Below are 23,764 nucleotides of genomic sequence, written 5' to 3'. Positions count from 1 at the left end.
TAATCCGACCTGCGGCATCCCGAACACGAAAAAGCCGGCCCAGCGGCCGGCTTTTTTCGTCAGCGTCTTGATCCAGGACGGGATGGTGGGCGCGGGTGGAATCGAACCACCGACCTCTCGCTTATCAGGCGAGTGCTCTAACCCCTGAGCTACGCGCCCGTCCGTGGGCGGCTGAGATAGAGGTGCCGGGGGCCGCTGTCAAGGCATTTGAACGGTGGCTGCCATGCGTCTGTCATACAGCCCCGGCCCCGCGGCACCGGACCCGCCCCCATGACCATCAGGGCGTGTGGCAGGGCGGCCCGTTGCCCGCACATGCCCTTGGTGTTAGACAATCCGGGATAGGGTGGCACAGGGGGTCTGATGAGGCGGTTGTGGCCATGGATGGCGGCGCTCGGCCCCGACCGGATCCTGGCCGTCACCGTGGTCACGGGCCTGGCCCTGGCGCTCAGCCTGGTCACCCTGCATTTCCAGGCACAGGTGGGGGAGGCGAAGCGGCAGGCGCAATCGCTGCTTCTGGCCCGCGCCGCCGCCCTGGACGGGGAGCTGGCCCGCGCCGGCCGCCAGTTGGAGCAGCTGCGCCACCAGGCCACCCTGTACCTGAAACAGGTCCCCACGCCGGGGGCCGTGCCAGACACGCCCCTGCTGTCCGCCTTCCTGGCCAGCGGCGGCACCGACGGGGCCAACCGCGCCCACAGCCTGGACCAACCCCCGCCCCCCTATGCCGCCGGCGATGTCGGGACCCTGCTGGCCCTGGACGGCGCCATGGCCCGGCGGCGGGAGGGGCTGACCAGCAGCGACGCCGCCACCCTGCGGCATGAGGCGGCGCTGGGCCTCGCGGTGATGCCGGCCCTGTCGGCCAGCCTGCCTGCCCTGCCCCAGGCGCGGCGGGTCTATTACGCCTCCACCCGCGGGCTGGTGGCCCTGGTGCCCTGGGTGCGGGGTGGCGGCACGGACCTGCTGGACAGTTACCCCACCAGCCCCGCCTATCGCCGCCTGGCGGAGGTGACCGACCCCGCCGCACCCGCCGCCTGGTCCGCCATGCCCGGGGACGGCGGCGCCACCCTGGCCCTGGCCTTGCTGCAGGAGGGGCGCCTGCGCGGCATGTTCGCGGCGGAGTTCCCGGCCGCCGGCCTGTCGGCCCTGCTGGGGCCGCCCCCGGCAGACGGCATGCGGCTGCTGCTGCTGGATGAGCGGGGCCGCCCCCTCGCGGCGACCGGCGGCCAGCTGCCGGACCGGCTGGATGATATCCTTCCCGGCGGGGCCGCCGCCCTGCCCGGCCTTACCCCCCTGCCCCGGTCGGAGGGCGGGTCCTATCTGGCGGCGCAAGGCCTGGCCGCGGCGCCCTGGCGGCTGCTGCTGGTGGCCGATGGCGTCGGCGCCCTGTACCCCGGCCTGGGCGAGACGGTGCAGGCCATGGGCGGGCTGGTGCTGATCCTGGCCGTGGTGCTGCTGCTCAGCCGCTGGGCCATGCTGCGGGCGCTGGCGGGCCGGGAGGCGGCGGCCCTGGCGGAGCGGCAGTCCCGCGCCGCGGCGGAGTCGGCGCTGGAAGACCTCCGCGCCGCCCATGACGAGCTGGACTTCCTGAACCGGGAGAAGACGCGCTTCTTCTCCCTCGTCTCCCACGATCTGCGCGGCCCCTTCAACGCGCTGCTGGGCATGACGGAGGAGTTGGCGAACCAGGGCACCCGCATGCGCCCGGCCGATGTGGCCGATTTCGCCGGGTCGGTGCATGAAAGCGCCCTGAAGGTCTTCGACCTGCTGGAGAACTTGCTGCAATGGTCGCGGGTGCAGATGTCCGGCAAGCCCTTCGCCCCCACCGCCTTCCCCCTGCGGGAGCTGGTGGGTGACGCGATCCGCGACGTCTCCGCCGCGGCCGACGCCAAGTCCATCCAGATCCTGGACGCGGTGGGCGACCGCTGGGTCCTGGCCGACCGGACCATGGTGCTGGCCATCCTGCGCAACCTGCTGGTCAACGCCGTGAAGTTCAGCCACCCGGAAGGCGTGGTCCACGTGACCAGCCGTGCCCAGGGCGACCGGCTGGAGGTTGCGGTCACCGACCGCGGCGTCGGCATGGACACCCAGGAGCTGCACCAGGTGGCGCGGCCCGGCCCCGGCCCCAGCCGCCCGGGCACCCAGGGGGAGAAAGGCACCGGCCTGGGCCTGACCCTGGTGCGGGACCTGGTCCTGCGCCATGGCGGCGGGCTGAAGGTGGACAGCGTGCCCGGCAAGGGCACCGTCGTCACCTTCACCGTGCCCCTGGCCACCAACCCCGCCGAGGCCCGCCGCGCCGGACTGCGGGTGGCCGAGTAACCCCTGTCCGCCCTGGCGGCCCGGCCACCGTGCCCCTACCTTCGTGGGACCACCCGAAAACGGAGGACACCATGCGGCGCCTCGTGCCCCTGTTCCTGGTCCTGGCCCTGTCCACCCCGGCGCTGGCAGCGCCCAAGGCCTATGAGGTGGATGAGGAGCATGCCAGCATCGGCTTCCTGGTCAGCCATGTCGGCTTCGCCAAGGTGCTGGGCAGCTTCCGGGAGGTGGAGGGCGGCTTCACCTTCGACGCGGCGGCTCCGGCCGTGTCCGACATCCGGATCACCATAGCCACGGACAGCGTGGACACCGGCCACAAGGCCCGGGACGGCCACCTGCGCAAGCAGGACTTCCTGTGGGCGGACAAGTACCCGACCATGACCTTCGTGGGCACCAAGGCGGAGCAGACGGGGAAGAACACGGGCCGCATCACCGGCGACCTGACCCTGCGCGGCGTCACCCGGCCGGTGACCCTGGACGTCACCTTGAACAAGGTGGGCACCTATCCCTTCGGCGACCGGCATGAGGCGGTGGGGATCTCCGCTCGCGGCACGCTGAAACGCAGCGAGTTCGGCATGACCTATGGCGTGGCGGATGGGCTGGTGGGGGATGAGGTGGAATTGATCATCGAGCTGGAGGGCAAGGCAAAGGGCTGACCCCTGCCCCAAAAGCGCCCTTTGCGCAGTTCGGCAGCCGCATTGTATGAAAGGGCTGCCTGAAATTTGGGATAACCACCATGTGCGGCGTCGCGGGTTTCCTGTCTGGTTTGGGTTGGGTGCGTGACGGGGGCCTGGGGTGGCTGGGGCCGGTCGCGGCGGGGCTGGAGGCGGCGGCGCCGGGGGACGCGGCGGCGGCCGACCGGGCGGTGGACGCGCTGGCGGCGCGGTTTGCCGAGCTGATGTCCTTCGCCACCCACCTCGCCGTGGCCACCGACCCGTCCGCCCGCGCCGCGCTGCAGGCCGTCGCCGCCCGGCTGGACCTGCTGGCCGGCGCCCTGGCCGAGGGGCCCGGCGCCCGCGAGCCCGCGGCCGAGCGCGCCGTGGAGCGGCTGCGCGACTATGCCTGGCAGGTCGGCCACGAGGTGCTGGCGGGTGCCACCCGCGTGCTGGCCCTGATGCCCGACCCGGCCGGGGCGAGCCGCGCCGCCCACATGGCCGCCTTCGCCCTGGCCCAGGTGCTGGAGAATTTGGACCGGCTGGAGGTGCGCGGCCGCGACAGCGCCGGCGTCGCCGTGCAGCTGGAGCTGCCCCCGGGCGTGGTGGACGTGGCCGCCTTGCGGGCCCGCATCATCGAGCTGGGCCGCGGCGGGCTGGACCGGGACCTGTCGGTCAGCGCCCACGCCCTGCCCGGCGGCGGCGCCACCGCGCGCTTCAGCTACAAGACCGCCCAGCTGGTGGGCAGCCTGGGCGACAACGGCGCCGCCCTGCGCGCCAAGCTGCGCGGCGACGCCCTGTTCTGGGAGCTGGCGGGCGCCATGCGCCGGGTCTCAGCATTGGCCCACACCCGCTGGGCCAGCCACGGCGCCATCAGCCTGGACAACTGCCACCCGCTCAACGGGCGCCTGGCCGGCGACAACGGCCCCTGGCTCGACCCGGACGCCGACGCCGTGGCCGTGCTGAACGGCGACGTGGACAACTACCGCGCCATCCGCGAGGGCCTGGTGGAGGCCGCCGGCCACCGCCTGCCGGCGGAGACCACCACCGACCTGAAGGCCATCCCCGCCTGCTTCCGCCTGCAGGCCGCCGGCACGCCCGTGCCCGCCCGCTTCCTGGCGGCCCTGCGCCGGCTGGAGGGCTCCGTCGCCGTGGGCCTGCTGCACCCGGCGGAGCCCGGGCGGCTGTACCTGGGCCAGCGCGGCTCGGGCCAGAGCCTGTTCGTGGCGGAGACCGCGGACGGCCTGTGCGTGGCGTCGGAGAACTACGGCCTGGCCCCGCGCGCCCGCGCCTCCGTGGCCCTGGCGCGGGTGGAGCGCGGCGGCCTGTGCGTGACCCTGTCCACGGAGGGGGGCGACCCCGCCCTCGCGGCCGTGGCGGTGGACGACGGGGCGGCGACCGAGCTGAAGGCGGAGCCCATCGCCATCTTCAGCCGCGACATCTTCCGCGGCCGCTTCGCCCACTTCTTCGAGAAGGAGGTGCACGAGGGGCCGCAGAGCGTGCGCAAGACCCTGGCCGGCCGCTACCGCCGCCAGGGCCGGGCGGTGCTGTTCGAGGCCGGCGTGTGGGGCCCCTTGCGCGAGCGCTGCGCCGACCCCAGCCGCCCGGGGCTGCGCCGGGTGTTCGTCACCGGCCAGGGCACGGCCGCGGTGGCCGGCATGGGGGTGGCCCACCTGCTGCGCCAGGCGCTGGGCGAGCAGGTGCGGGTGGAGGCGGCCAAGGCGTCGGAACTCAGCGCCGACCTGGAGGGCCGCGACCTCACGGACGCGCTGGTCATCGCCATCAGCCAGTCCGGCACCACCACCGACACCAACCGCACGGTGGACTTGGCCCGGGCGGCGGGCGCCTTCGTGCACGCCATCGTGAACCGGCGCAACAGCCCGCTGGCCATGAAGTCCGACAGCACGCTGTTCACCAGCGACGGCCGCGACATCGAGATGGCGGTGGCCTCCACCAAGGCCTTCTACGCCCAGGTGGCGGCGGGCAAGCTCACCGCCCTGTGCCTGGCCGACGCGCTGGGCACCCTGCCGCCTGCCCAGGTGCATGACGAGCTGGTGGCGCTGGAGGGCCTGCCCGCCCGCATCCAGGAGGTGCTGGACGGGGAGGCGGAGGTCGCCGCGGTGGCGGAGCGCTACGCCCCCTACGCCCGGCACTGGGCGGTGGTGGGCAACGGCGCCAACAAGGTGGCGGCGGAGGAGGTGCGGATCAAGCTGTCGGAGCTCTGCTACAAGTCCATCCCGGTGGACTTCACCGAGGACAAGAAGCACATCGACCTGTCCACCGAGCCCCTGACCCTGGTCATCGCCAACGACCTGCCGGCGGCACTGGCCCAGGACACGGCCAAGGAGGTGGCGATCTTCAAGGCGCACGCCGGCAGCCCCATCGTCATCGCGGCCAAGGGCGAGGGCTGCTTCGACGCCTATGCCGAGGCGGTCATCAAGGTGCCGTCGGCGGGGGCAGGGCTGGACATGGTGCTGGCCACCGTGGCGGGCCACCTGTTCGGCTTCCACGCGGCCAAGGCCATCGACCGGCAGTCCGGTCCGTTCCGGGAGCTGGGGGCGGCGCTGGAGGCGGCGCTGGTGTCGGGCACGCGGGAGCTGTCGGCCCCGGCGGGGCTGGCGCGGGGCGCGCTGGCGCGGGTGTCGCACGGGATGATGGACGCCTGCCTGCCGCCGCGGGCGGTGGCGAAACTGGCGGCGCTGGAGGGGGCGCTGCGGGAGCCGCCGGCGGACCCGGTGGCGCTGCGGGGCGCGCTGGAGGGGGGCGTGGTGCTGGCGCGCCAGCTGGCGGAGGAGACGAGCCGTCCGGTGGACACGATCCGGCACCAGGCCAAGACGGTGACGGTGGGCATCAGCCGCCCGGGCCGGGAGGTGGCGCCTTCCCTGGCCCAGGCGCTGGCGGGGCTGGGGCTTTCCCTGGCGGGGCTGGCGGCGCGGGACCGGGACTGGCTGCTGGCCCTGTCGCCGGTGGTCACGGGCGTGCCCTCGGCCATGCTGTACGCGGCCGCCGGGGACGGGCCGGACGGGCTGCCGCTGCTGCGGGCCACGGCGCGGGTCGGGGCGGCGGCGGGGGTGGCGTCGGGCTACGACAACCCGAGGCCGCCGGCGGGCAGCAAGCGCCGGGCGCTGCGGCTGGGCCGGGCGGTGCTGTCGGCGGGCCCGCACGGGACCGAGAACCTGCTGCTGCTGCCGGTGCCGGGCCAGGCGGGCGCCCCGGCGGCGGGGCTGGCGCTGGTGCACCTGGAGCTGGCGGCCCAGGCGCCGCTGCAGCAGAAGGTGGCGCTGCTGAGGGGCCTGAACCTCTACGACGACCTGGTCGACGCCTACAACGAGGCCGTCCACGGCGACAGGCGCGACGCCCTGGCCTTCATCGCCGACCTCTCCCCACGCGCCCTCCTGTTCAGGACGCCGCAGGATCTCCTGCGGGACCTGTGAGGTTGTCGCCAAGGCCGAACGTCCCCACCGCGTCCTCTCCCCCGGTGGGGGAGGGACAGGGAGAGGGGTTGTCCGGCCCCCGGAAGGGGAACTTACTATCCTTGGCTGGCTGCTTCGTATCTCGCGCCAATCTTTTGGAAGAGCGAACCGGACAAGAAGGTGCTTGGGTATAGGTGTGTTTGGAAAACGGATTTCAACAGATCAAAACGGATTGAACGGATAGAGCATAAATTTAAGTGGAGGTGCCCGAATTTGATTTGATGCCAGAAATCAAATCACCATTCAAAATTGTGAAGCTGGAATCCTATTTTCCTTTTATCCGTTCAAATCCGTTGTGATCCGTTAAAATCCGTTTTCCCTTAACAGCTTTCCGCGCGACCGAAGTTTTCCTCGGCGGGCCAAGCCCCCCTTCACCCCAAGGCTTCCCGCCACAAGAACACCGACCGTGCATACCTCAAGACGGGACGGCGCCGCCCGCACCGTGTTCGGCGACAATTGTTGCGTCGCGGCGCCCGTTAACCACCCGGAAAGTACAAGGGCCCCATCCTCCGTCGCGAGTTCCGGAGGATGCCCGATGCGCCGCCTTGCCCTTGCCCTGCTGTTGGTCCTGACCGCCGCCGCCCAGACCGCGGGTGCGCGCGCGGAGCAGGCCGCCCTGTCGGCGCCCCCGTCCCTGCCCTCTGCCACCGTGACCCAGCGGGAGGGGCAGGATGCCACGGTGCTGCGCATCGACGGGGTGCTGACGCCCGAGGTGGCGGCCAAGCTGGACACGGCCATCGCCCGCCTGCCCGCCGGCCGGCCCCTGCTGCTGGAGCTGGACAGCCCCGGCGGCTACACCAACGCTGGCTATGCCATGATCGACCGGGTGATGGCGGAGCGGGAGGCCGGCCGCCGCGTCGCCACCGCCGTCCGCGCGGGCGAGACGTGCGAGAGCATGTGCGTGGCCCTGTACATGGCCGGGGCCCAGCGCTTCGCCGCCCCCTCCTCCACCTTCATGGTCCATGCCCCCGGGGCCTGGCCACCGGCACGGTGACCCTGAAGTCCACCGGCCGCATGGTGGACCGGCTGGTCAGCCTGGGTGCCTCCCCCGCCTGGATCGAGACGGTGCGGGAGGCCGGCGGATTCAGTGGCCGGACCGATTTCCGCACCACGGCGGAGGCGCTGGCCGCCAATGGCAGCAACGTGGTCACGCACTTGGTCCCATGAGGCCAGGGGCATAGGCCCCATGGCCCTGGAGGCCGGCGACTGCCGGCCCGCCCGCACGTGCGGGCGTAGGCCAAGGGCGCGGATGCGCCCGCCCGGCGCTTGAGGGAACTGGTAAGCCACTTTCGAATTCGAAAGTCCCGCCCACCCGGCATCGCCCCTTGATCCTTTCCCGGCCGAACGGACACACTGGTGCTGGGAAAAGGGGGTAGGGATTGGACATCCGCCAGCTTACCGCGTCGCTTGAATGCATCTCCGACGGCATCGCCCTGTTCGATGCCGACGAACGGCTGGTGCTGTCCAACGCCAAATTCCGGGAGATCTTCGACGGCACGGCCGAGCTGATGGTCCCCGGCGTGCGGTTTGAGGAGCTGCTGCGCCAGTCCATAGCGCTGGGGGAAAACCTGGACGCCCTGGGCAAGGACCCGGAGGAGTATGTCCAGGCCCGGCTGCTGCGCTTCCGCTACCCCGGGCAACCGTTCGAGTTCCGCCTGTCCGACGGGCGCTGGGTGCTGGTGCGCGACCAGAAGGCGGCGGACGGCAGCACCGTCTGCATCCGCACCGACATCACCGAGCTGAAGCGGCGGGAGGCCGCTTTGCGGGAGAGCGAGCAGCGCTACCGCCAGCTGGTGGACCTGTCCCCCGACGGCATCGCCGTGCACGACACCCAGGGCCGGGGCCGTTTCCTGAACAGCGCCGGGCGCCGCATCCTGGGCTTGGCGGAGGATACGGACCCCGCCGGCCTGTCGGTTCTGTCCTTCGCCACCCCGGAATCCCGCCCCCTGGCGGAAGCCATGATGCGCCGGGTGGCGGGGGGCGAGTCGGTGACCCAGGTGCGCATCCCCCTGCGCCGCCAGGACGGGGCCGACTGGGTGGCGGAGTTTTCCGCCGTGCCCTTCTTCAGCGGCACGGACCGGCTGGTGCTCTGCCTGTTCCGGGACGTCAGCGACGAGGCCGCCGCCAGCCTGAAGCTGCGCCAGAGCGAGGCCCGCGCCCGCAGCATCCTGGAATCGGCCCTGGACTGCATCATCAGCGTGGACAGCGACGGGCTGGTGCAGGAGTTCAACCCCGCGGCGGAGCGGACATTCGGCTGGTCGCGGGCGGAGGCCATGGGCCGGAACATGGGGGAGCTGATCATCCCCACCCACCTGCGCGCCGCCCATGACCGCGGCATGGCCCGGCTGAAGGAGACGGGGGAGCACCGGCTGCTGGGCCGGCGCATGGAGCTGGAGGCCATGCGCCGCGACGGCACCGTCTTCCCGGTGGAGCTGGCCATCACCGAGGTGGCCCTGGGCCCCGGCCGCCGCTACACCGCCTATATCCGCGACATCACCGGCCAGCGCCAGGCCAAGGCGGAAATCGACGAGAAGACCCGCATCCTGGAAGCCATGATGGAGAGCGTGGGCGTCGGGATCGAGGTCTATGACGCCCATGGCAGGCTTCTGGTGGCCAACCGGCGGCTGACGGAGCTGCTGGACCTGCCGGAGGATTTCCTGTGCCCCGGCACCTGGGACCGGGACGTGCTGAAATACCTGGCCGAGCATGGCGAATACCCGGGCGAGACGGTGGAGCAGAGCCTGGCCGACTATGACCGCATCCGGGAGCGGGGCCACTTCTTCGGGGAACGGCAGCGGCCCAACGGCAAGTGGTTGCAGGTCCGCCACTTCCCCATGCCCGGCGGCGGCTATGTGGCCCTGTTCGCCGACGTGACGGAGCAGAAGACGCTCCAGGCCCAACTTCTGCAAAGCCAGAAGATGGAGGCGCTGGGCCAGTTGGCCGGCGGCTTGGCCCACGACTTCAACAACATCCTGTCCGTCATCGGCGGCTATGCCGGCATGGCGCGGGAGGAGGCCCGTGGGCTGGGTGCCCAGGGAAGCGGGGCCGAGTCGCTGTCCGCCTACCTTGCCAAGATCCGGCAGGGGGTGGACCGGGCCGCCGCCCTGACGCGGGAGCTGCTGACCTTCTCCCGCCAGCGGGTGGGGGAGGCGCGGACCGTGGACCTGGGCGCCGTGGTGCGGGGGCAGGAGTTCCTGCTGAAACCCCTGCTGGGCGCCAGCATCGCCCTGTCCGTGGCCGTGCCGCGGGAGCCGGTCTGGGTGGCGGTGGACCCGGACATGGCCGCCCAGGCCCTGGTCAACCTGGCCATCAACGCCCGCGACGCCATGCCGGAGGGTGGGCCGCTGGCCGTGGCCCTGCATGTGGTGCCGTCGGGCCCCGCGGAGCTGCCGCCCGGCCCCTGCGCCATGCTGGTGGTGGAGGACCGGGGCTGTGGCATGACGGAGGCGGTGCGGGCCCGCATCTTCGACCCCTTCTTCACCACCAAGCCCCCGGCCAGGGCACCGGCCTGGGCCTGGCCATGGTCTATGGCCTGCTGAAACAGGCGGGCGGCACCGCGGCGGTGGACAGTGCCCCCGGCCGGGGCAGCCGCTTCACCCTGTGGTTCCCCCTGGCCGCGGCCCCGGCGGACCCGCCCCCGGGCCAGGTGGTGACGGATGCCGCCACGTCAGGCACCGGCCCGTCGGCCACCATCCTGGTGGCGGAGGACGAACCGGACCTGCTGGCGCTGGTGACCGCGACCCTGGAGCGGGCGGGCCACCGGGTGCTGGCCGCCCCGGACGGGGTGGAGGCGCTGGAGCGGTTCGAGGAGGGCGGGATTGACCTGCTGCTGACCGACCTGGTCATGCCCGGCCTGGGCGGCGCCCGCCTGGCCCACCTGGTGACGGAGCTGGACCCGCGGGTGCGGGTGCTGTTCATGACCGGCTACCCGGCGCGGGGGCAGGAAGCGCCGGCCGACCTCCCCGCCGGGGCCACGATCCTGTACAAACCATTGGACCTGGACAGCCTGCCGGCCACGGTCGCCGCCATCCTGTCCGGGACCGCGACCCTGGTGAGGGCCTGATGACCCGCTTGTTCGTGCCCGAGGACCCGATCAAGTCCCTGCGCATCCTGGTGGTGGAGGACCAGTTGCAGACCCGCAACTGGATCGTCGACATGCTGCGCCAGATGGGCGTGCGGGAAATCCTGGCCGCCAATGACGGGATGGAGGCGCTGGATCTGGTGAAGGACCGGTCCCAGGTGATCGACCTGATCATCTGTGATTGGGCCATGCCGCGGATGAGCGGCATCGACCTGCTGATGGCCGTGCGCCAGCTTGACCCCGACATGCCCTTCATCATGGAGACGGGCCACGGCACCAAGGACCACGTCATCGCCGCCCGCCAGCACGGCGTGACGGCCTTCATCGTCAAGCCCTTCTCCGCCGCCCAGCTGGAGGTGAAGGTCCGCGTCATCGCCAAGGGCCTGAAGCCGCGCAACCTGACGACGCTGTGAGCTTGGTAGGTCGGATTAGCCGCGCAGCGGCGTAATCCGACATCAACGGCACCAAGGCGGGGGTTGTTGGATTACGCGGGCTTGCGCCCGCTAATCCAACCTACGATCCTCACACCCGCATCGGCATCAGCACGTACAGCGCCGAGCCGTCGGCCACGTCGCGCACCACCGTGGGGCTGCCGGGGTCGGCCATCATGAAGCGGGCGCCGTCGCCCTCGATCTGGCCGGTGATGTCCAGCAGGTAGCGGCTGTTGAAGCCGATCTCCAGCGGGGAGGCGTTGTAGCTGACCTCCAGCTCCTCCGTGGCGGAGCCCGCCTCCGGCGAGTTGGCGGACAGGGTCAGCACGTTGCGGTCCAGGGACAGCTTCACCGCCCGGCTTTTTTCCGTGCTGATGGTGGCCACGCGGTCCACGGCCGCCGCGAACAGCTTCGGGTCCACTTCCAGCGCCTTGTCGTTGCCGGACGGGATCACCCGCTCATAGTCGGGGAAGGTGCCGTCGATCAGCTTGCTGGTCAGGGTGATGCTGTCGAAGGCGAAGCGCACCTTGGTGTCGCTGAGCTGCACCTCGATCCGGTCCGCCGCCTCATCCAGCAGCTTGCGCACTTCCAGCACGGTCTTGCGCGGGATGATGACGCCGGGGATGCTGGCCGCCCCGTCGGGCAGCGCCATCTCCACCCGGGCCAGCCGGTGGCCGTCGGTGGCCACGGCGCGCAGCACGGCGGGGTCCGTGGTGCCGGCCTTGGGCTTGGCGGCGTGGATGTAGATGCCGTTCAGGTAATAGCGCGTCTCCTCCGTGGAGATGGCGAACTTGGTGCGGTCCACCAGCATCTTCAGGTCGGCCGCGGACAGCTGGAACCGGTGCGGCAGGTCGCCCTGGGCCATCTGCGGGTAATCGTCCACCGGCAGGGTGCCCAGCTTGAACTGGGACCGGCCGGAGCGCAGGGTCAGCAGGTCGCCGGTGGCGTCCAGCTCCACTTGGCTGCCGTCGGGCAGCTTGCGGGCGATGTCATACAGGGTGTGGGCCGGGGCGGTGGCGGCGCCGGGGCGGGCGATGTCCGCCGGCACGCTTTCCACGATCTCCAGGTCCATGTCGGTGGCGGTCAGGGACAGCTCGCCGTTTTCCGCGCGCAGCAGCACGTTGGACAGGATGGGGATGGTGTTGCGCCGCTCCACGACGCTCTGCACATGCCCAAGGGACCGAAGCAGGGCCGCACGCTCGATGGTGATCTTCATCTGGGGTCCGGTTCGTTGTCTCCACCGCCACCCGAGGGGGGCCGCGGTGCCTGTTATTGCCGCCACGTCCCCTACCGGCCCCGGGGACCGAAAGGGGGCGTCACCATAGCATATGGTTGCGCCGGGAACAGTGGTTTGGTGAACCCGACCGCCGGCTTCACGCGGAAAGCGCGAAGGCCCGCCCGGCCTTGCCCCCGGGGGCCCCCGCCTGTACCTTCCGCCGCCGTTCCCGCAGCACGACCCAGGCCCGCCATGACCGAGGATTCCGCCCAGCACCGCCAGATCTTCTACGGGCGGCGCCACGGCCGGCCCCTGCGGCAGCAGCGGAAGGACCTGTTGGAGACGCTGCTGCCCCGGCTGCAACTGGACGCCCCGGCCGGCGGCGGGACGATCGACACCGCCACCCTGTTCCCCCGCCCCGTCGCCGACCTGTGGCTGGAGGTGGGCTTCGGCGGGGGGGAGCATCTGGCCGCCCAGGCCGCCCGCCACCCCGACGTGGGCTTCATCGGCTGCGAGCCCTTCGTCAACGGCGTGTCCAGCCTGTTGAAGCACCTGGAGGAGCAGGGCACCACCGACAGGGTGCGGGTGGTGCCCGACGATGCCCGCCCCCTGCTGGACGCCCTGCCCGATGCCTGCCTGGGCCGGGTCTTCGTGCTGTTCCCCGACCCCTGGCCCAAGCTGCGCCACGCCTTCCGCCGCTTCATCGGGCCGGAGAACCTGGCCCGCCTGTCCCGGGTGATGCGGGACGGGGCGGAGCTGCGCCTGGCCACCGACGACGTGCAGCTGTCCCGCTGGATGCTGGAGCATACCTGGCGCCACCCGGACTTCACCTGGCTGGCCCAGGGCCCGGAGGACTGGCGGGAGCCGCCGGCCGACTGGACCCCCACCCGGTATGAGCAGAAGGCCCGGGAACGGGGCGGCAGGCCGGTGTACCTGCGTTTCAGCAGGAATGGCCGCACATCGTAGGTCGGATTAGGCGCGGCAGCGCCGTAATCCGACGGCCAAGTCGGCGTTCCTGTCGGATTACGCGGGCTGACGCCCGCTAATCCGACCTACCAACGTTCATAAAAGCGCCCGCTAATCTTCCCTATCCTTCCCTGCCGGACGTCTTGTCACGTCCATGTCTTGGAAACTTCTGCCCGTGCCGCGGGTTGTCCGGGCATGCACGCGCCCAGCACCACCCGACCCGCCCCCGACTACCATGGCGTCCTGCCGGCCGCGGCGGCGGAGGCCGAGCCGGTACCCCTGGACTTCGACCGGCTGCCCCGGCGGGTGATCCGGGAGCTGCGCGCCAGCCATGTGGGGGAGACGGTGGCCGTCCATCTGTATGATGGCGTCACCCGCGCCACCCGCGACCCGGACGTGCTGCGCTTCGCCGCCAGCCACCGGGCGGTGGAGCGGCACCATCTGGCCCTGTTCGAGGCCACCCTGCCGCCCCGTTACCGCAGCCGGCTGGGGCCGTTCTGGCGCTTCGCAGGGCTTCTGATGGGGGGCCTGCCCGCCCGTGTCGGGCCCAAGGCCTTCTATGCCGTGGTGTCGGCGGTGGAGCATTGGGTGGACGGGCACTATGCCGGCCAGATCGCCCTGGTCCGCCGCCTGGCCCCCGACCGCCGCCTGCTGGACTTGCTCCAGGCCTGCCGCAACGACGAGGCGCACCACAGCCGCGACGCCGCCATCGCCATGGGCCGGGCGGGCTGGGTGGAGCGGCTGCTGGCCTGGATCGCCGTCGCCGGCTCCCGGCTGGGCGTGGCCGTGGCCCGCTGGGTGTAGGGCCCCGAGGCCGGCGCCTGGGGAAAAACGACCAAGGCCGGCGCCTGAGGGAACGCGTTAAGGCGCCTTGGCCTTGAACAGGCGGAGCTGCTCGTTGAAGCGGTTGGCGGCCTGCATGACCTGCGCCTCCATGATCACCTGCTGCTGCAACAGGGTCAGGTAGTCGCTCACCGTCAGCCGGGCGTAGTTGTCGCGGATCAGCTTGTCGATGCAGCTGTTGAAGGTCTCCCCCTCCGCCACGTATTTGCGGATGCCCTCCTGGGCCGCGCGCATCTCCGGCTCCGGCGCGCTGCGGCCGTCGGGGAACTTCTCCGGCGCCTTCGGGCGGTCGCAGCCCTGGGGCGTGGTCGCCTGCACGATGTCGCCCAGGGTCGGCCCGCCGGCAGCGGCCGGGGCCTGCTGGGTCCGGGCGGCCGGGGCCGGTCGCTGGCCGCCGGCGGGGGCCGCGGGCTGGGCGGCCTGCCGGGCGATCTCCTCCAGCGTCAGGGCGCGGCCCTGCGGGGCGGCGGGTGCCGGGGCCGGGGTGGGGGCGGGACGGGCGGCCGGGGCCGGCTGCTCCGCCTGGCGGACGATGTCCCCCAGGGTGGGGCCGCCCTGGGCCAGCGCGGGCAGTGGCAGCAGCAGAGTGCCCAGCAGCAGGGCGGTGCTTGACGACAGGCGACGCATCGGGACGGGCATGGGCTGGCAGCACTCGACCGGGGTAAGCCCGAGAGGGGCGGAAATCGGGGCGGAGTTAGGCACAGCCGCAAGCCCTTGGCAAGTCACCGCCGCGGTCACGGCGAAAGCCCTTCCCTTGCCGCAATGCCGTGCTACACCGCGGGAAGGCTGGGTTCCCGAATAGGGCGGCAGGTTGGGGCGGTGGATGATCGGGGTCTTCGATTCAGGGCATGGCGGGTTGACGGTGCTGCGGCGGCTGCACGCGGCCATGCCGGGGCACGACTTCGCCTATCTGGGCGACCACGCCGCCGCCCCCTATGGCGACCGCACGCCGGAGGAGATTTACGACCTGACGCGGGCCGCCGTGTCCCGCCTGTTCGACCAGGGCGCCCGGCTGGTGATCCTGGCCTGCAACACCGCATCCGCCGTGGCCCTGCGCCGCATGCAGCAGACTTGGCTGGAGGGGGCCTATCCCGGCCGGCGGGTGCTGGGCGTGCTGGTGCCCATGGTGGAGGCCATCACCGGCCAGCCCTGGATGGCGGACGTGCCCGCCGGCGGCCATGCGGGGGAACCGCGGACCATCGGCATCTTCGCCACCCAGCGGACCGTGGACAGCGGCGCCTACCCGCGGGAGATCAACAAGCGCGCCCCTGAGGTGACGGTTGTGCAGCAAGCCTGCCCGGAGCTGGTGCCGCTGATCGAGGCGGACGCCCCGCCGGCTGCCGTCACCGCCGCCGTGAACCGGTACGTGGACGGGCTGCTGACCCGGCTCGGGGGCGCCTTGCCCCAGGCCGTGGTGCTGGGCTGCACCCATTACCCGCTGGTGGCCGATGCCTTCGCCGCCGCCCTGCCGCGACAGGTGGAGATCCTGTCCCAACCCGACCTGACCGCCCGCAGCCTGTCCGCCTATCTGGAGCGCCACCCGGAGTTCGACCGGACGGGCAGCGGCCATGTGCGCTTCATGACCACCGGCAACGCCCCCGCCGTTACCACCCTGGCCACCCGCTTCTTCGGCAAGCCGGCACGGTTCGAGGGGGTGGGGGCCTGAGAGGTGGGGGCATGGACACGGACGGCACGGACACGCCACGGACGGACACGGACAGTCTCACCACCCAGACCAGCTCGCAAACCGAGGCAGGTTAGGGCTGCGGCAGCGATTCATCCTTGTCCGTGCAGTCCGTGGATCGTCCGTGCCGTCCGTGTCCCCTGCACCACCCTCACGCCGCCGGCTTCCGGAATTCGTGCAGGGTCCAGACCAGCAGGGTGATGACCAGGATGGCCCCGCCCTGGTGCGCGGCGCCCAGGGCCACGGGCACGGCGGCCAGCAGGGTGGCGATGCCCAGCAGCACCTGCAACAGCACGGCCCCCGACAGGCCCAGGGCCACCTTCTTGGTGCGGGCATCCAAGTCCGCCTGCTGCCCGATGCGCCAGGCATAGGCCAGCACCACGGCCGCGGTCAGGATGGCCAACCAACGGTGGGTGAACTGCACGGCGGCGGTGTTCTCCACCAGGTTCGACCACAGGGGCGACAGGGTCCACATCTCCGGCGGGGCGAAGGTGCCGTTCATCAGCGGCCAGGTGTTGTAGGCGAAGCCGGCATCCAGCCCCGCCACGAAGGCCCCCCAGACCACGGTGACCGCCACCAGCGCCAGGGCCGCCTTCCCGTGGCGGCGCAGGGAGACGGCCTGGGCCGCCCGGTGCGCCAGGGGCCGCGGGTCAAGCAGGCCCAGGGCCACCCACAGCAGCATCCCGTACAGCACCAGCGCCATGCCCAGGTGCAGGGCCAGCCGGTAGTGGCTGACGTCCGTGCGAACGGACAGGCCGGACTGCACCATGAACCAGCCGATGAAGCCCTGCAGCCCGCCCAGCGCGAAGATGCCCAGCAGCTTCGGCACCAGCGGCCTGGACAGGCGCCCCGTGGCCCAGAACCAGACGAAGGGCACGAGGAACACCAGCCCGATCAGCCGGCCCCACAAACGGTGGAACCACTCCCAGAAGAAGATGAACTTGAACTCTTCCAGGCTCATGCCCTTGTTGATGAGCTGGTACTCCGGGATCTGCCGGTACTTCTCGAACGCCACCAGCCACTGCGCCTCCGTCAGGGGCGGGATGGCGCCGGTGATGGGCTTCCACTCGGTGATGGACAGGCCGCTCTCGGTCAGCCGGGTGATGGCGCCGATGATGGCCATGGCGAACACCATGGCGGCGCAGGTCAGCAGCCAGGCGGCCACCGTGCGGGTGCTGGCCGACGCGCGGTCGGCGCGGCGGCCCATTGTCTCGGGGGAAAGGACGGTTGACGTCACGGGGCCTGTCCTGCCGGGGCTGTCTGGGGAAAAAGTTCCGTCGCGATATGGTCGCGGACCCCACCCCCGGACAAGCGCAGTTCTTGCGTCCCCGCGTCGCAGGCGGGGCCGCATGGCCCCGGCCTAACCGGATTGCATCCAGCGCGCGCATAATCATGGGCGCTTGAAAGTGTATGCGCTAGAAAAGGGAACGGCGGGCCGGGAATGGGTCCCGAACCCGCCGCCTACAGGGAGAAATGGCATGAGGAGAATGCCGTTCCTCTTGGTGCTCCGTTTTCCGGTCTGGAGACGACGCTCGGTGAGCCTCGTTTTCCTGATCGAGCGGACCTAGGAGCGGGCGGGGTGGTGCGCCAACACCACCCCGCCTTTCCCTTCTAGAATATAGACCCGATCGCCTCGCCCCGCAACGCCCACAACGAGCGCGGGAAAGACCATCCCTCAGGAATAGCGCTCCTCGGTCCAGGGGTTCCCCTCATTGTGGTAGCCGCGCAGTTCCCAGAAGCCGGGCTGGTCCTCGGCCACGAACTCGATGCGCTTCAGCCACTTGGCGGATTTCCAGAAATAGAATTTGGGGATGATCACCCGCACCGGGCCGCCATGCTCCGTCGTCAGGGGCTTGCCCTCCCAGCTATGGGCCAGCAGCACGTCGCTGTCGGCGAACACGTCCAGCCGGACATTGGTGGTGTAGCTGTCGTAGGAGTGGAAGACGATGTGCCGCGCCTCCGGCTTCGGCCGCACGGTGGCCAGGATGTGGGCGGCGGACACGCCTTCCCACCGGTTGTCGTAGCGGGACCAGGCGGTGACGCAGTGGATGTCCGACACCTCCTGCACCTGCGGCTGGGCCTGGAAGTCGGCCCAGCGCCACGTCACCGGGTTCTCCACCAGCCCGTCGATGGCCAGTTCCCAGTCGCCGGTGGCGATCTCCGGCTGGATGCCAAGGTCCAGCACCGGCCAGTTCTTTACCTCCCGCTGGCCGGGTGGAAGGCGCTGCTCCGGCGGGACCGGGGCGCCGGTCAGCAGGCGCCCGTCCTCGGCCCATTTCTGCTTGCTCTCCACCAGCTTGGCGTTGGGGAGGGGGTTCTGGTCGTCGGGTGCCATGGGATCGGCCTTCTTCACGTCGTCAAGATGCGCTCGGCCCCGTAACATAGCGTCGGCCGCCGGCTGGGGCGAGGGGGGATGCGGTCATGGTCGCGGCCTCCGCAAGCCTTGGCCTTTAGCACCATCCGGAGACACTGGCATTCGGCTTGTTGGCATGGCGCGCTTTGGCGTCTAACCTCCCGCCCGTTTTTCGACCGCAACCGTTGGATGGGCTGACCGAATGTCCCGCGTCCGCCGCCTGTGCCTGCCGGCGCTTTCCCTGATCCTGCTGCTGCTGGGAACCCTGCCGTCCCCGGCCCAGGTGCCCGTGCCCGCGCCGTCCAAGCCCGCCCCGGCGGCGGAGGTGGACCCCAAGCAGATCGACAGCTTGGTCCACACCCTGGAGGACGAGGGCCAGCGGGCCGCCCTGGTCAAGCAGCTCAAGACCCTGTCCGAGGCCCAGAAGGCGGCCGATGACACCCCGCCGGAAACCTTCGGCACCCGTATCCTGACCACCCTGTCCGACCGGGCGGAGGATGTGAGCGCGGAGATCAGCGCCGCCGGCCGCGCCCTGGTGGACACGCCCCGGGCGTTGCGCTGGCTGAACCAGCAGGTGCAGGACCCCGCCAAGCGCGCCACCTGGGCCCGGCTGTTCCTGGAACTGGTGGTGGTGGTGGCGGCGGGCTATGTGGCCCGGTTCCTGATGCTGTGGTTGCTGGCCCGCCCGCGCCGGGCCCTGTCCGCCCGGCCGGCCAACGGCGTCTGGTCGCGGCTGCCCCTGCTGTTCGTGCGGGTGCTGATGGACCTGTTGCCCGCGGTGGCCTTCGTGGCCGCGGGCTATGGCGTGCTGGCGGTCACCAACCCGCCCAAGGTGGTCAGCCAGGCGGCCCTGGCCTTCATCAGCGCCAGCATCGTCGTCCAGCTGGTCATGATCGCGGCGCGCGTGCCCCTGTCGCCGAGCGGGCCGAACCTGCGGCTGCTGAAGGTGTCGGACGAGACGGCGCATTACCTGGTGATCTGGGTCCGCCGCATCGCCTTCACCGCCGTCTACGGCTATTTCATCGCCCAGGCCGCCCTGTTCCTGGGCTTGCCGTCACGCCCCTATGCCGCCCTGCTGAAACTGGTGGGGCTGGTAGTGGCGGCCATGCTGGTGGTGCTGGTGCTGCAGAACCGGCACGCCTTCGCCGACTGGCTGCGCGGCACCCGCCGGCTGGAACCGGGCACCCAGGACCCGGCCGACGTCGCCCTGGCCGCCGCCGTGGCGGGGGAGTCCACGGGCGACCACCCGCCGGTCAGCGTCACCGCCACCACGGGCGCCAAGCGGGAGCCCCGACAGGCCTGGAACGCCGCCCGCCGCCGGCTGGCGGAGGTCTGGCACGTGCTGGCCATCCTCTACATCGTGGTGATCTACGGCATCTGGGCCTTGGACATCGAGGGCGGCTTCGAATACGTGCTGCGCGCCACGCTGGTGACCCTGGTGGCGCTGGTGGTGGGCCGGCTGGTTTCCCGCGGCGTGGACAGGCTGGTGGCCCGCGGCTTCCGCGTCGCCCCCGACCTGAAAAGCCAGTATCCAAGGCTGGAGCAGCGTGCCAACCGCTACCTGCCCATCCTGAACCGCGTGCTGAAGGGCTTCGTCTCCTTCGTCGTCGCCATGGTGGTGCTGGAGGCCTGGGGCATCGACAGCCTGGGCTGGCTGGCCACGCCGGTGGGCCAGCGGGTGAGCGGCAGCCTCGTCTCCATCACCTTCATCATCGTCTTCGCGTTGGTGGCGTGGGAGGTGGTGAGCGGCGCCATCGAGCGCTACCTGACCGCCACGGACACCAGCGGCCAAGTGGTCCAGCGCAGCGCCCGGGTCCGCACCCTGCTGCCCCTGCTGCGCAACGCCTTCATGGTGCTGCTGCTGACCATCGTCATCCTGACCACCCTGTCTGAACTGGGGCTGGACATCGCCCCGCTGCTGGCCGGCGCCGGCGTGGTGGGCCTGGCCATCGGCTTCGGCGCCCAGACCCTGGTGAAGGACGTCATCACCGGCCTGTTCATCCTGTTCGAGGACACGATCAGCATCGGCGACGTGGTCAACCTGGGCGCCCTGGGCGGCGTGGTGGAGGGCATCACCATCCGTACCATCCGCCTGCGCGACTATAACGGTGCCGTCCACACGGTGCCCTTCAGCTCCGTCACCACCGTCAGCAACCTGACCAAGGACTTCAGCTTCGCCGTGCTGAACGTGACCGTGGACTACCGGGAGGACACGGACCGGGTGGTGCAGGTGCTGGGGGAGATCGCGGAGGGCATGCGCCAGGACCCGAAATACGCGCCCCTGATCCTGGCGCCCCTGGACGTGGCGGGGGTGGACGCCTTCCAGGACAGCGCCGTGCTGGTGAAGGCCCGCATCAAGACCCGCCCCATCCAGCAATGGACCGTGGGGCGGGAGTTCAACCGCCGCATGAAGAAGCGCTTCGACGAGCTGGGCATCAACATCCCGTTCCCGCAGCGCACGGTCCATATCGCCGGCGGCCTGCCGGAAAAGGCCGACCCCAAGACCCTCGCCCTGGCCGCGGCGCAAGGGGCGGTGGATTGAGGGGGGGTGCCGCCCTGACCGCTGCCGGGTTCCCGGCAACACGCACGGACACGCACCATCCACTCACGGACACGCACGGGTGCCATGCGCCGAGCCGTTTCGCCGGCACCTGAGCGCCGCAGGCATTCTTCTCTTGTGCGTGTCCGTGAATGTTTCGTGCGTGTTCGTGCATGTTGAATGCGCACACGGGCATCAAAGCAGGCTTTCCGGGTCCTCCGCCTCCAGCACGCGCCGGGCCGTGTCCAGGTCGAAGCCGGCGCGGGCCATGGCGGACAGGTCTTTGTCGCGGCGGGCGCGGGGGTCTTCCCCTTCCCGGCCCGGGCGCTCCACCCGGAAGGGGCCGATGCGGCGGCGCTTGGCATAGGCGATGGCGGCGGCCAGGTCGGCCTCCCCGCTCTCTGCCCCCTCAAGGCCGCCCACCGCCTGTTCCACCAGGTCCGGGTCCACGCCCTTCGCGGCCAGCTTCTGCCGGATGCTGCGGGTGGAGCCGCCGCGGCGTTGCAGGCCGCCGGCCTTCATCTCCGCATAGGCCTTGTCGTCCAAGAGGCCGCTCCGCCGGTAACGGGCCAGCAGGTCCTCCACCCAGCGCGTTCCCTCCTCCGGGTCGGTGCCGTGCGCCCGGGCGGAGGCCTGGACCTTGCGCAGCAGCACCCGGCGCAGGTTCGCGCTGCTGCTGGCATAGCGCTCCAGGTAATGCAGCGCCGACCGCTCCAGGTACTCGGGCGAGACCTTGCGCGGCTGCTTGCGCTTCGGCGGCGGCTTGCGTCCCTCGTCCATCCCGTTCCCCATCATCGCACCCTGGCGGCCGGACCGCCGCATCCCTGCCAAAACCCCACCCGCGGTTGCCCCGTCCCCGCCGCTCCGCTAGGGTGCCGCCCGCCCGAGGCCCCGAGGTATCCCGATGAGCGAGACCAGCTTCCCCATGCCGCGCGCCGTCGGCGCCGTCAACTGGGTGGGGTTCCAGACCCTGGTGCGCAAGGAGGTCCGGCGCTTCCTGAAGGTCTGGGTGCAGACCATCGCCGCCCCCGTGGTGACGACGCTGCTGTTCTACGCCGTCTTCGCCCTGGCCCTGGGCGGGGTGGTGCGCACCGTGGGCGGCGTGCCCTACATGGAATTCCTGGCCCCCGGCCTGATCATGATGGCCATCACCCAGAACGCATTTGCCAACGCCAGCAGCTCCATGCTGGTCAGCAAGGTGCAGGGCAACATCGTGGACGTGCTGATGCCGCCCCTGTCAGCGACGGAGCTGACGCTGGCCTATGTGCTGGGCGGGTTGATCCGCGGGCTGCTGGTGGGGGTGGTGACCTGGGCCGCCATCGCCCTGGTGGTGCCGCTGCCGGTGCTGCACCCGGGCTACATCCTGTTCCACGCCGTGGCCGCGGCCACCCTGCTGGCCCTGCTGGGGCTGATCGGCGGCATCTGGGCGGACAAGTTCGACCACATGGCGGCGGTGACCAACTTCGTCGTCACGCCCCTGGCCTTCCTGTCCGGCACCTTCTATTCCATCGAAAGCGTGCCACCCACCTTCCACTTCCTGGCCCACCTGAACCCGTTCTTCTATTTCATCGACGGCTTCCGCTACGGCTTCATCGGCCTGACCGACGGCACCCTGGGCACCGGCATCCTGGTCATGCTGGGCGCCAACCTCGTCTTGGGCTTCGCCGCCTGGCGGATGATCGCCAAGGGCTACAAGCTGAAGGCCTGACCCCTTTCCCGCCACCCTTCCCGCCGCGGAACCCTCCCCCATGCCGGACCCCACCACCCTGCCCGCCGGCGCCTTCCGGCCGGAGATCGACCGGCGGATCCCCGCCTTCCACCTGCCGGGTTTCCAGGCCCTGTTGCGGCGGGAACTGATGCGGGTGTGGAAGATGGCGGCCATGGTGGTGGTGGCGCCCGCCGTGATGGCGATGATCTATTTCACCTGCTTCCATTTCGGCTTGGGCGCCGAGCGGGGGACGGACACGGGCGAGCGGGTGCTGGACTTCCTGGTACCCGGCCTGGTCATGCTGTCGGTGCTGCTGCGGGCGGCGGAGAACACCAGCTTCAGCCTGCTCTATGCCAAGATCGAGGGCATGGTGAACGACCAGCTGATGGCCCCCGTCGGCGCGCGGGAGGTGGTCCCCGCCTATGCCCTGTCCGGCATGCTGTCGGGCCTGGCCAGCGGCACGGCCGTGTGGCTGGGGTCGCTGCTGCTCTGGCCCATGCCGGTGGCGCACCCGCTGGCGGCCCTGCTGTTCGCCGCCGGGGCCGCCCTGATGATGGGGTTGGCGGGGGTGCTGGCGGGCATGGTCAGCCTGAAGTGGGACCACATGTCCGCCTTCTTCACCTTCGTCTTCGTCCCGGTCAGCTTCCTGTCCGGCCTGTTCGCCCCGGTCAGCGCCATGCCCCCGGCCTTCGCCGCCATCGTCCAGGCCAACCCCATCTTCTATGCCATCGACGGCTTCAGATGGGCCCTGCTGGGCAGCAGCCAGCAAGACCCCGCCGTCTCCGCCCTGGTGGTGGCCGGGACTGGTGCCGTGTTCCTGGCCCTGTGCCTCAGGCTCTATGCCCAGGGCTGGCGGATGAGGGGCTGACGGGCGCGTCGTCGCCGTCAGCCTGGTCCTTGATGTCGTCCCCCTCCCGGTGGATCGCCTCGCTGTCCGGGTCGGCGGTGGGGTCCATCTGCTCGGCGGAGCGCATCAGCCGCTGGTGCGCGGCGATGCCCACCAGCATCAGCACCACCACGGCCAGCAGGATGGCCGGGTAGACCACGGTGCGCACGTCGTCCTTGCCGGCGTCGAAGATGAAGACCAGCGCCTCCAGGCTGACGGCGATGACCAGGATGGTCATGAACTTGGTCAGGGTCCGCCGCGCCTCCGTGGCGGAGCGCAGTTCCTTGTCCCGGACGATCTCCTCCTCCCAGAGGAACTTCGCCACGTCGAACACGGCCAGCGCGATGACAAGCAGGCCGATGGAGCGGAGCATCACCTCCACCACGTTCTCGCCACCCAGGGCGGCCTTGGCCACCATCCACCAGGCCCCGACGACGAACAGCATGGCCATCAGCAGCAGCGAGCCGGTGACCAGCCCGTAGATCACCAGCGCCAGCCGCGCCAGGACGGTGCTCATGCTCGGTTGCCCTCCCCCTTTTCCCCGTGGGTGTGGGAACGCTCCCGCGCGGGTTTCGGACCGGGGAAGCTTGCCCCGGGCGGGGCGGAGGGCGATGATGGGCAGGG

Annotated in this window: 20 protein-coding genes and 1 tRNA gene; 14 read left to right on the top strand and 7 right to left on the bottom strand. The window is 71.0% G+C overall.

The features are described 5' to 3' along the window. Positions 1–83: 83 nt before the first annotated feature. Positions 84–159 (bottom strand) — tRNA-Ile (locus HHL28_RS16335). 201 nt (positions 160–360) lie between these two features. Here HHL28_RS16335 and HHL28_RS16330 point away from each other — a divergent pair. The 8 genes from HHL28_RS16330 to HHL28_RS16300 all read left to right on the top strand — a co-directional run bounded on the left by HHL28_RS16330 (position 361) and on the right by HHL28_RS16300 (position 10,927). Next, the gene (locus HHL28_RS16330) at positions 361–2,310 is read left to right on the top strand and encodes a sensor histidine kinase (RefSeq protein ID WP_169655491.1); all 1,950 of its coding nucleotides are present in this window, start codon (positions 361–363) and stop codon (positions 2,308–2,310) included. Between the two features lie 71 nt (positions 2,311–2,381). Next, on the top strand, positions 2,382–2,963 hold the full coding sequence (locus HHL28_RS16325; RefSeq protein ID WP_075772246.1) for a YceI family protein: 582 nt from the start codon (positions 2,382–2,384) through the stop codon (positions 2,961–2,963). A gap of 80 nt (positions 2,964–3,043) precedes the next feature. Continuing rightward, a complete protein-coding gene (locus tag HHL28_RS16320) occupies positions 3,044–6,394 on the top strand; it encodes an SIS domain-containing protein (RefSeq protein ID WP_404325994.1) in 3,351 nt (1,116 codons plus the stop codon). A gap of 574 nt (positions 6,395–6,968) precedes the next feature. Next, entirely contained in the window at positions 6,969–7,427 is a 459-nt protein-coding gene (locus tag HHL28_RS16315; protein WP_404325992.1) for an ATP-dependent Clp protease proteolytic subunit, read from the top strand. Continuing rightward, positions 7,424–7,600 (top strand): hypothetical protein, encoded by a 177-nt coding sequence (locus HHL28_RS18905; protein ID WP_404325990.1) that lies wholly within the window; start codon positions 7,424–7,426, stop codon positions 7,598–7,600. Before HHL28_RS16315 ends, HHL28_RS18905 begins: the two co-directional genes overlap by 4 nt. A gap of 212 nt (positions 7,601–7,812) precedes the next feature. Next, entirely contained in the window at positions 7,813–9,972 is a 2,160-nt protein-coding gene (locus HHL28_RS16310; protein WP_169655489.1) for a PAS domain S-box protein, read from the top strand. Continuing rightward, the gene (locus HHL28_RS16305) at positions 9,954–10,496 is read left to right on the top strand and encodes an ATP-binding response regulator (protein ID WP_169655487.1); all 543 of its coding nucleotides are present in this window, start codon (positions 9,954–9,956) and stop codon (positions 10,494–10,496) included. The genes HHL28_RS16310 and HHL28_RS16305 overlap by 19 nt, the downstream gene beginning before the upstream one ends. After that, entirely contained in the window at positions 10,496–10,927 is a 432-nt protein-coding gene (locus HHL28_RS16300) for a response regulator (RefSeq protein WP_075773363.1), read from the top strand. Before HHL28_RS16305 ends, HHL28_RS16300 begins: the two co-directional genes overlap by 1 nt. A gap of 109 nt (positions 10,928–11,036) precedes the next feature. On the opposite strand, the gene dnaN is transcribed toward HHL28_RS16300, so the two are convergent. Beyond that, positions 11,037–12,161, bottom strand: coding sequence for a DNA polymerase III subunit beta (gene dnaN / locus HHL28_RS16295; protein WP_075773362.1), 1,125 nt, complete (start codon positions 12,159–12,161; stop codon positions 11,037–11,039). 252 nt (positions 12,162–12,413) lie between these two features. Between dnaN and trmB the strand changes: the two genes are divergently transcribed. Together trmB and HHL28_RS16285 are read left to right on the top strand one after the other, a co-directional pair. Next, positions 12,414–13,127 carry a tRNA (guanine(46)-N(7))-methyltransferase TrmB gene (trmB, locus tag HHL28_RS16290; protein ID WP_075773361.1) on the top strand — a complete coding sequence of 238 codons (714 nt, stop codon included), beginning with the start codon at positions 12,414–12,416 and terminating at the stop codon, positions 13,125–13,127. 195 nt (positions 13,128–13,322) lie between these two features. Next, on the top strand, positions 13,323–13,931 hold the full coding sequence (locus tag HHL28_RS16285) for a 3-demethoxyubiquinol 3-hydroxylase (RefSeq protein WP_083699594.1): 609 nt from the start codon (positions 13,323–13,325) through the stop codon (positions 13,929–13,931). Positions 13,932–13,988: 57 nt separating this feature from the next. On the opposite strand, the gene HHL28_RS16280 is transcribed toward HHL28_RS16285, so the two are convergent. Beyond that, complete coding sequence (locus HHL28_RS16280; RefSeq protein WP_169655485.1) at positions 13,989–14,609, bottom strand: hypothetical protein; 621 nt, start codon at positions 14,607–14,609, stop codon at positions 13,989–13,991. Positions 14,610–14,793: 184 nt separating this feature from the next. Here HHL28_RS16280 and murI point away from each other — a divergent pair, with 184 nt between their 5' ends. After that, positions 14,794–15,636: a glutamate racemase gene (gene murI, locus HHL28_RS16275; RefSeq protein WP_075770271.1), complete on the top strand. Its 843-nt coding sequence runs from the start codon at positions 14,794–14,796 to the stop codon at positions 15,634–15,636. A 169-nt stretch (positions 15,637–15,805) separates the two neighbouring features. On the opposite strand, the gene HHL28_RS16270 is transcribed toward murI, so the two are convergent. Both HHL28_RS16270 and HHL28_RS16265 read right to left on the bottom strand, forming a co-directional pair. Next, positions 15,806–16,891 carry a COX15/CtaA family protein gene (locus tag HHL28_RS16270; protein WP_404325986.1) on the bottom strand — a complete coding sequence of 362 codons (1,086 nt, stop codon included), beginning with the start codon at positions 16,889–16,891 and terminating at the stop codon, positions 15,806–15,808. A 438-nt stretch (positions 16,892–17,329) separates the two neighbouring features. Continuing rightward, complete coding sequence (locus HHL28_RS16265) at positions 17,330–17,989, bottom strand: sulfite oxidase-like oxidoreductase (protein WP_075770269.1); 660 nt, start codon at positions 17,987–17,989, stop codon at positions 17,330–17,332. Between the two features lie 220 nt (positions 17,990–18,209). On the opposite strand from HHL28_RS16265, the gene HHL28_RS16260 reads away from it, so the two are divergent. Beyond that, positions 18,210–20,549 (top strand): mechanosensitive ion channel domain-containing protein, encoded by a 2,340-nt coding sequence (locus HHL28_RS16260; RefSeq protein WP_075770268.1) that lies wholly within the window; start codon positions 18,210–18,212, stop codon positions 20,547–20,549. Between the two features lie 192 nt (positions 20,550–20,741). Here HHL28_RS16260 and HHL28_RS16255 read toward each other — a convergent pair whose 3' ends face one another. Then, positions 20,742–21,326 carry a regulatory protein RecX gene (locus tag HHL28_RS16255; RefSeq protein WP_075770293.1) on the bottom strand — a complete coding sequence of 195 codons (585 nt, stop codon included), beginning with the start codon at positions 21,324–21,326 and terminating at the stop codon, positions 20,742–20,744. Positions 21,327–21,450: 124 nt separating this feature from the next. Between HHL28_RS16255 and HHL28_RS16250 the strand changes: the two genes are divergently transcribed. Continuing rightward, positions 21,451–22,254 (top strand): ABC transporter permease, encoded by an 804-nt coding sequence (locus HHL28_RS16250; RefSeq protein WP_075770267.1) that lies wholly within the window; start codon positions 21,451–21,453, stop codon positions 22,252–22,254. A gap of 40 nt (positions 22,255–22,294) precedes the next feature. Next, a complete protein-coding gene (locus HHL28_RS16245; protein WP_075770266.1) occupies positions 22,295–23,122 on the top strand; it encodes an ABC transporter permease in 828 nt (275 codons plus the stop codon). Here HHL28_RS16245 and HHL28_RS16240 read toward each other — a convergent pair. Next, a complete protein-coding gene (locus HHL28_RS16240) occupies positions 23,085–23,657 on the bottom strand; it encodes a hypothetical protein (protein ID WP_075770265.1) in 573 nt (190 codons plus the stop codon). The genes HHL28_RS16245 and HHL28_RS16240 overlap by 38 nt on opposite strands. Positions 23,658–23,764: the final 107 nt, after the last annotated feature.

It is taken from the genome of Aerophototrophica crusticola (genome assembly GCF_012913305.1).
Classification (GTDB): Bacteria; Pseudomonadota; Alphaproteobacteria; order Azospirillales; family Azospirillaceae; genus Niveispirillum; species Niveispirillum crusticola.
The sequence above is the reverse complement of the archived record's forward strand: the minus strand, read 5'-3'. Positions and strand labels throughout refer to the sequence as shown.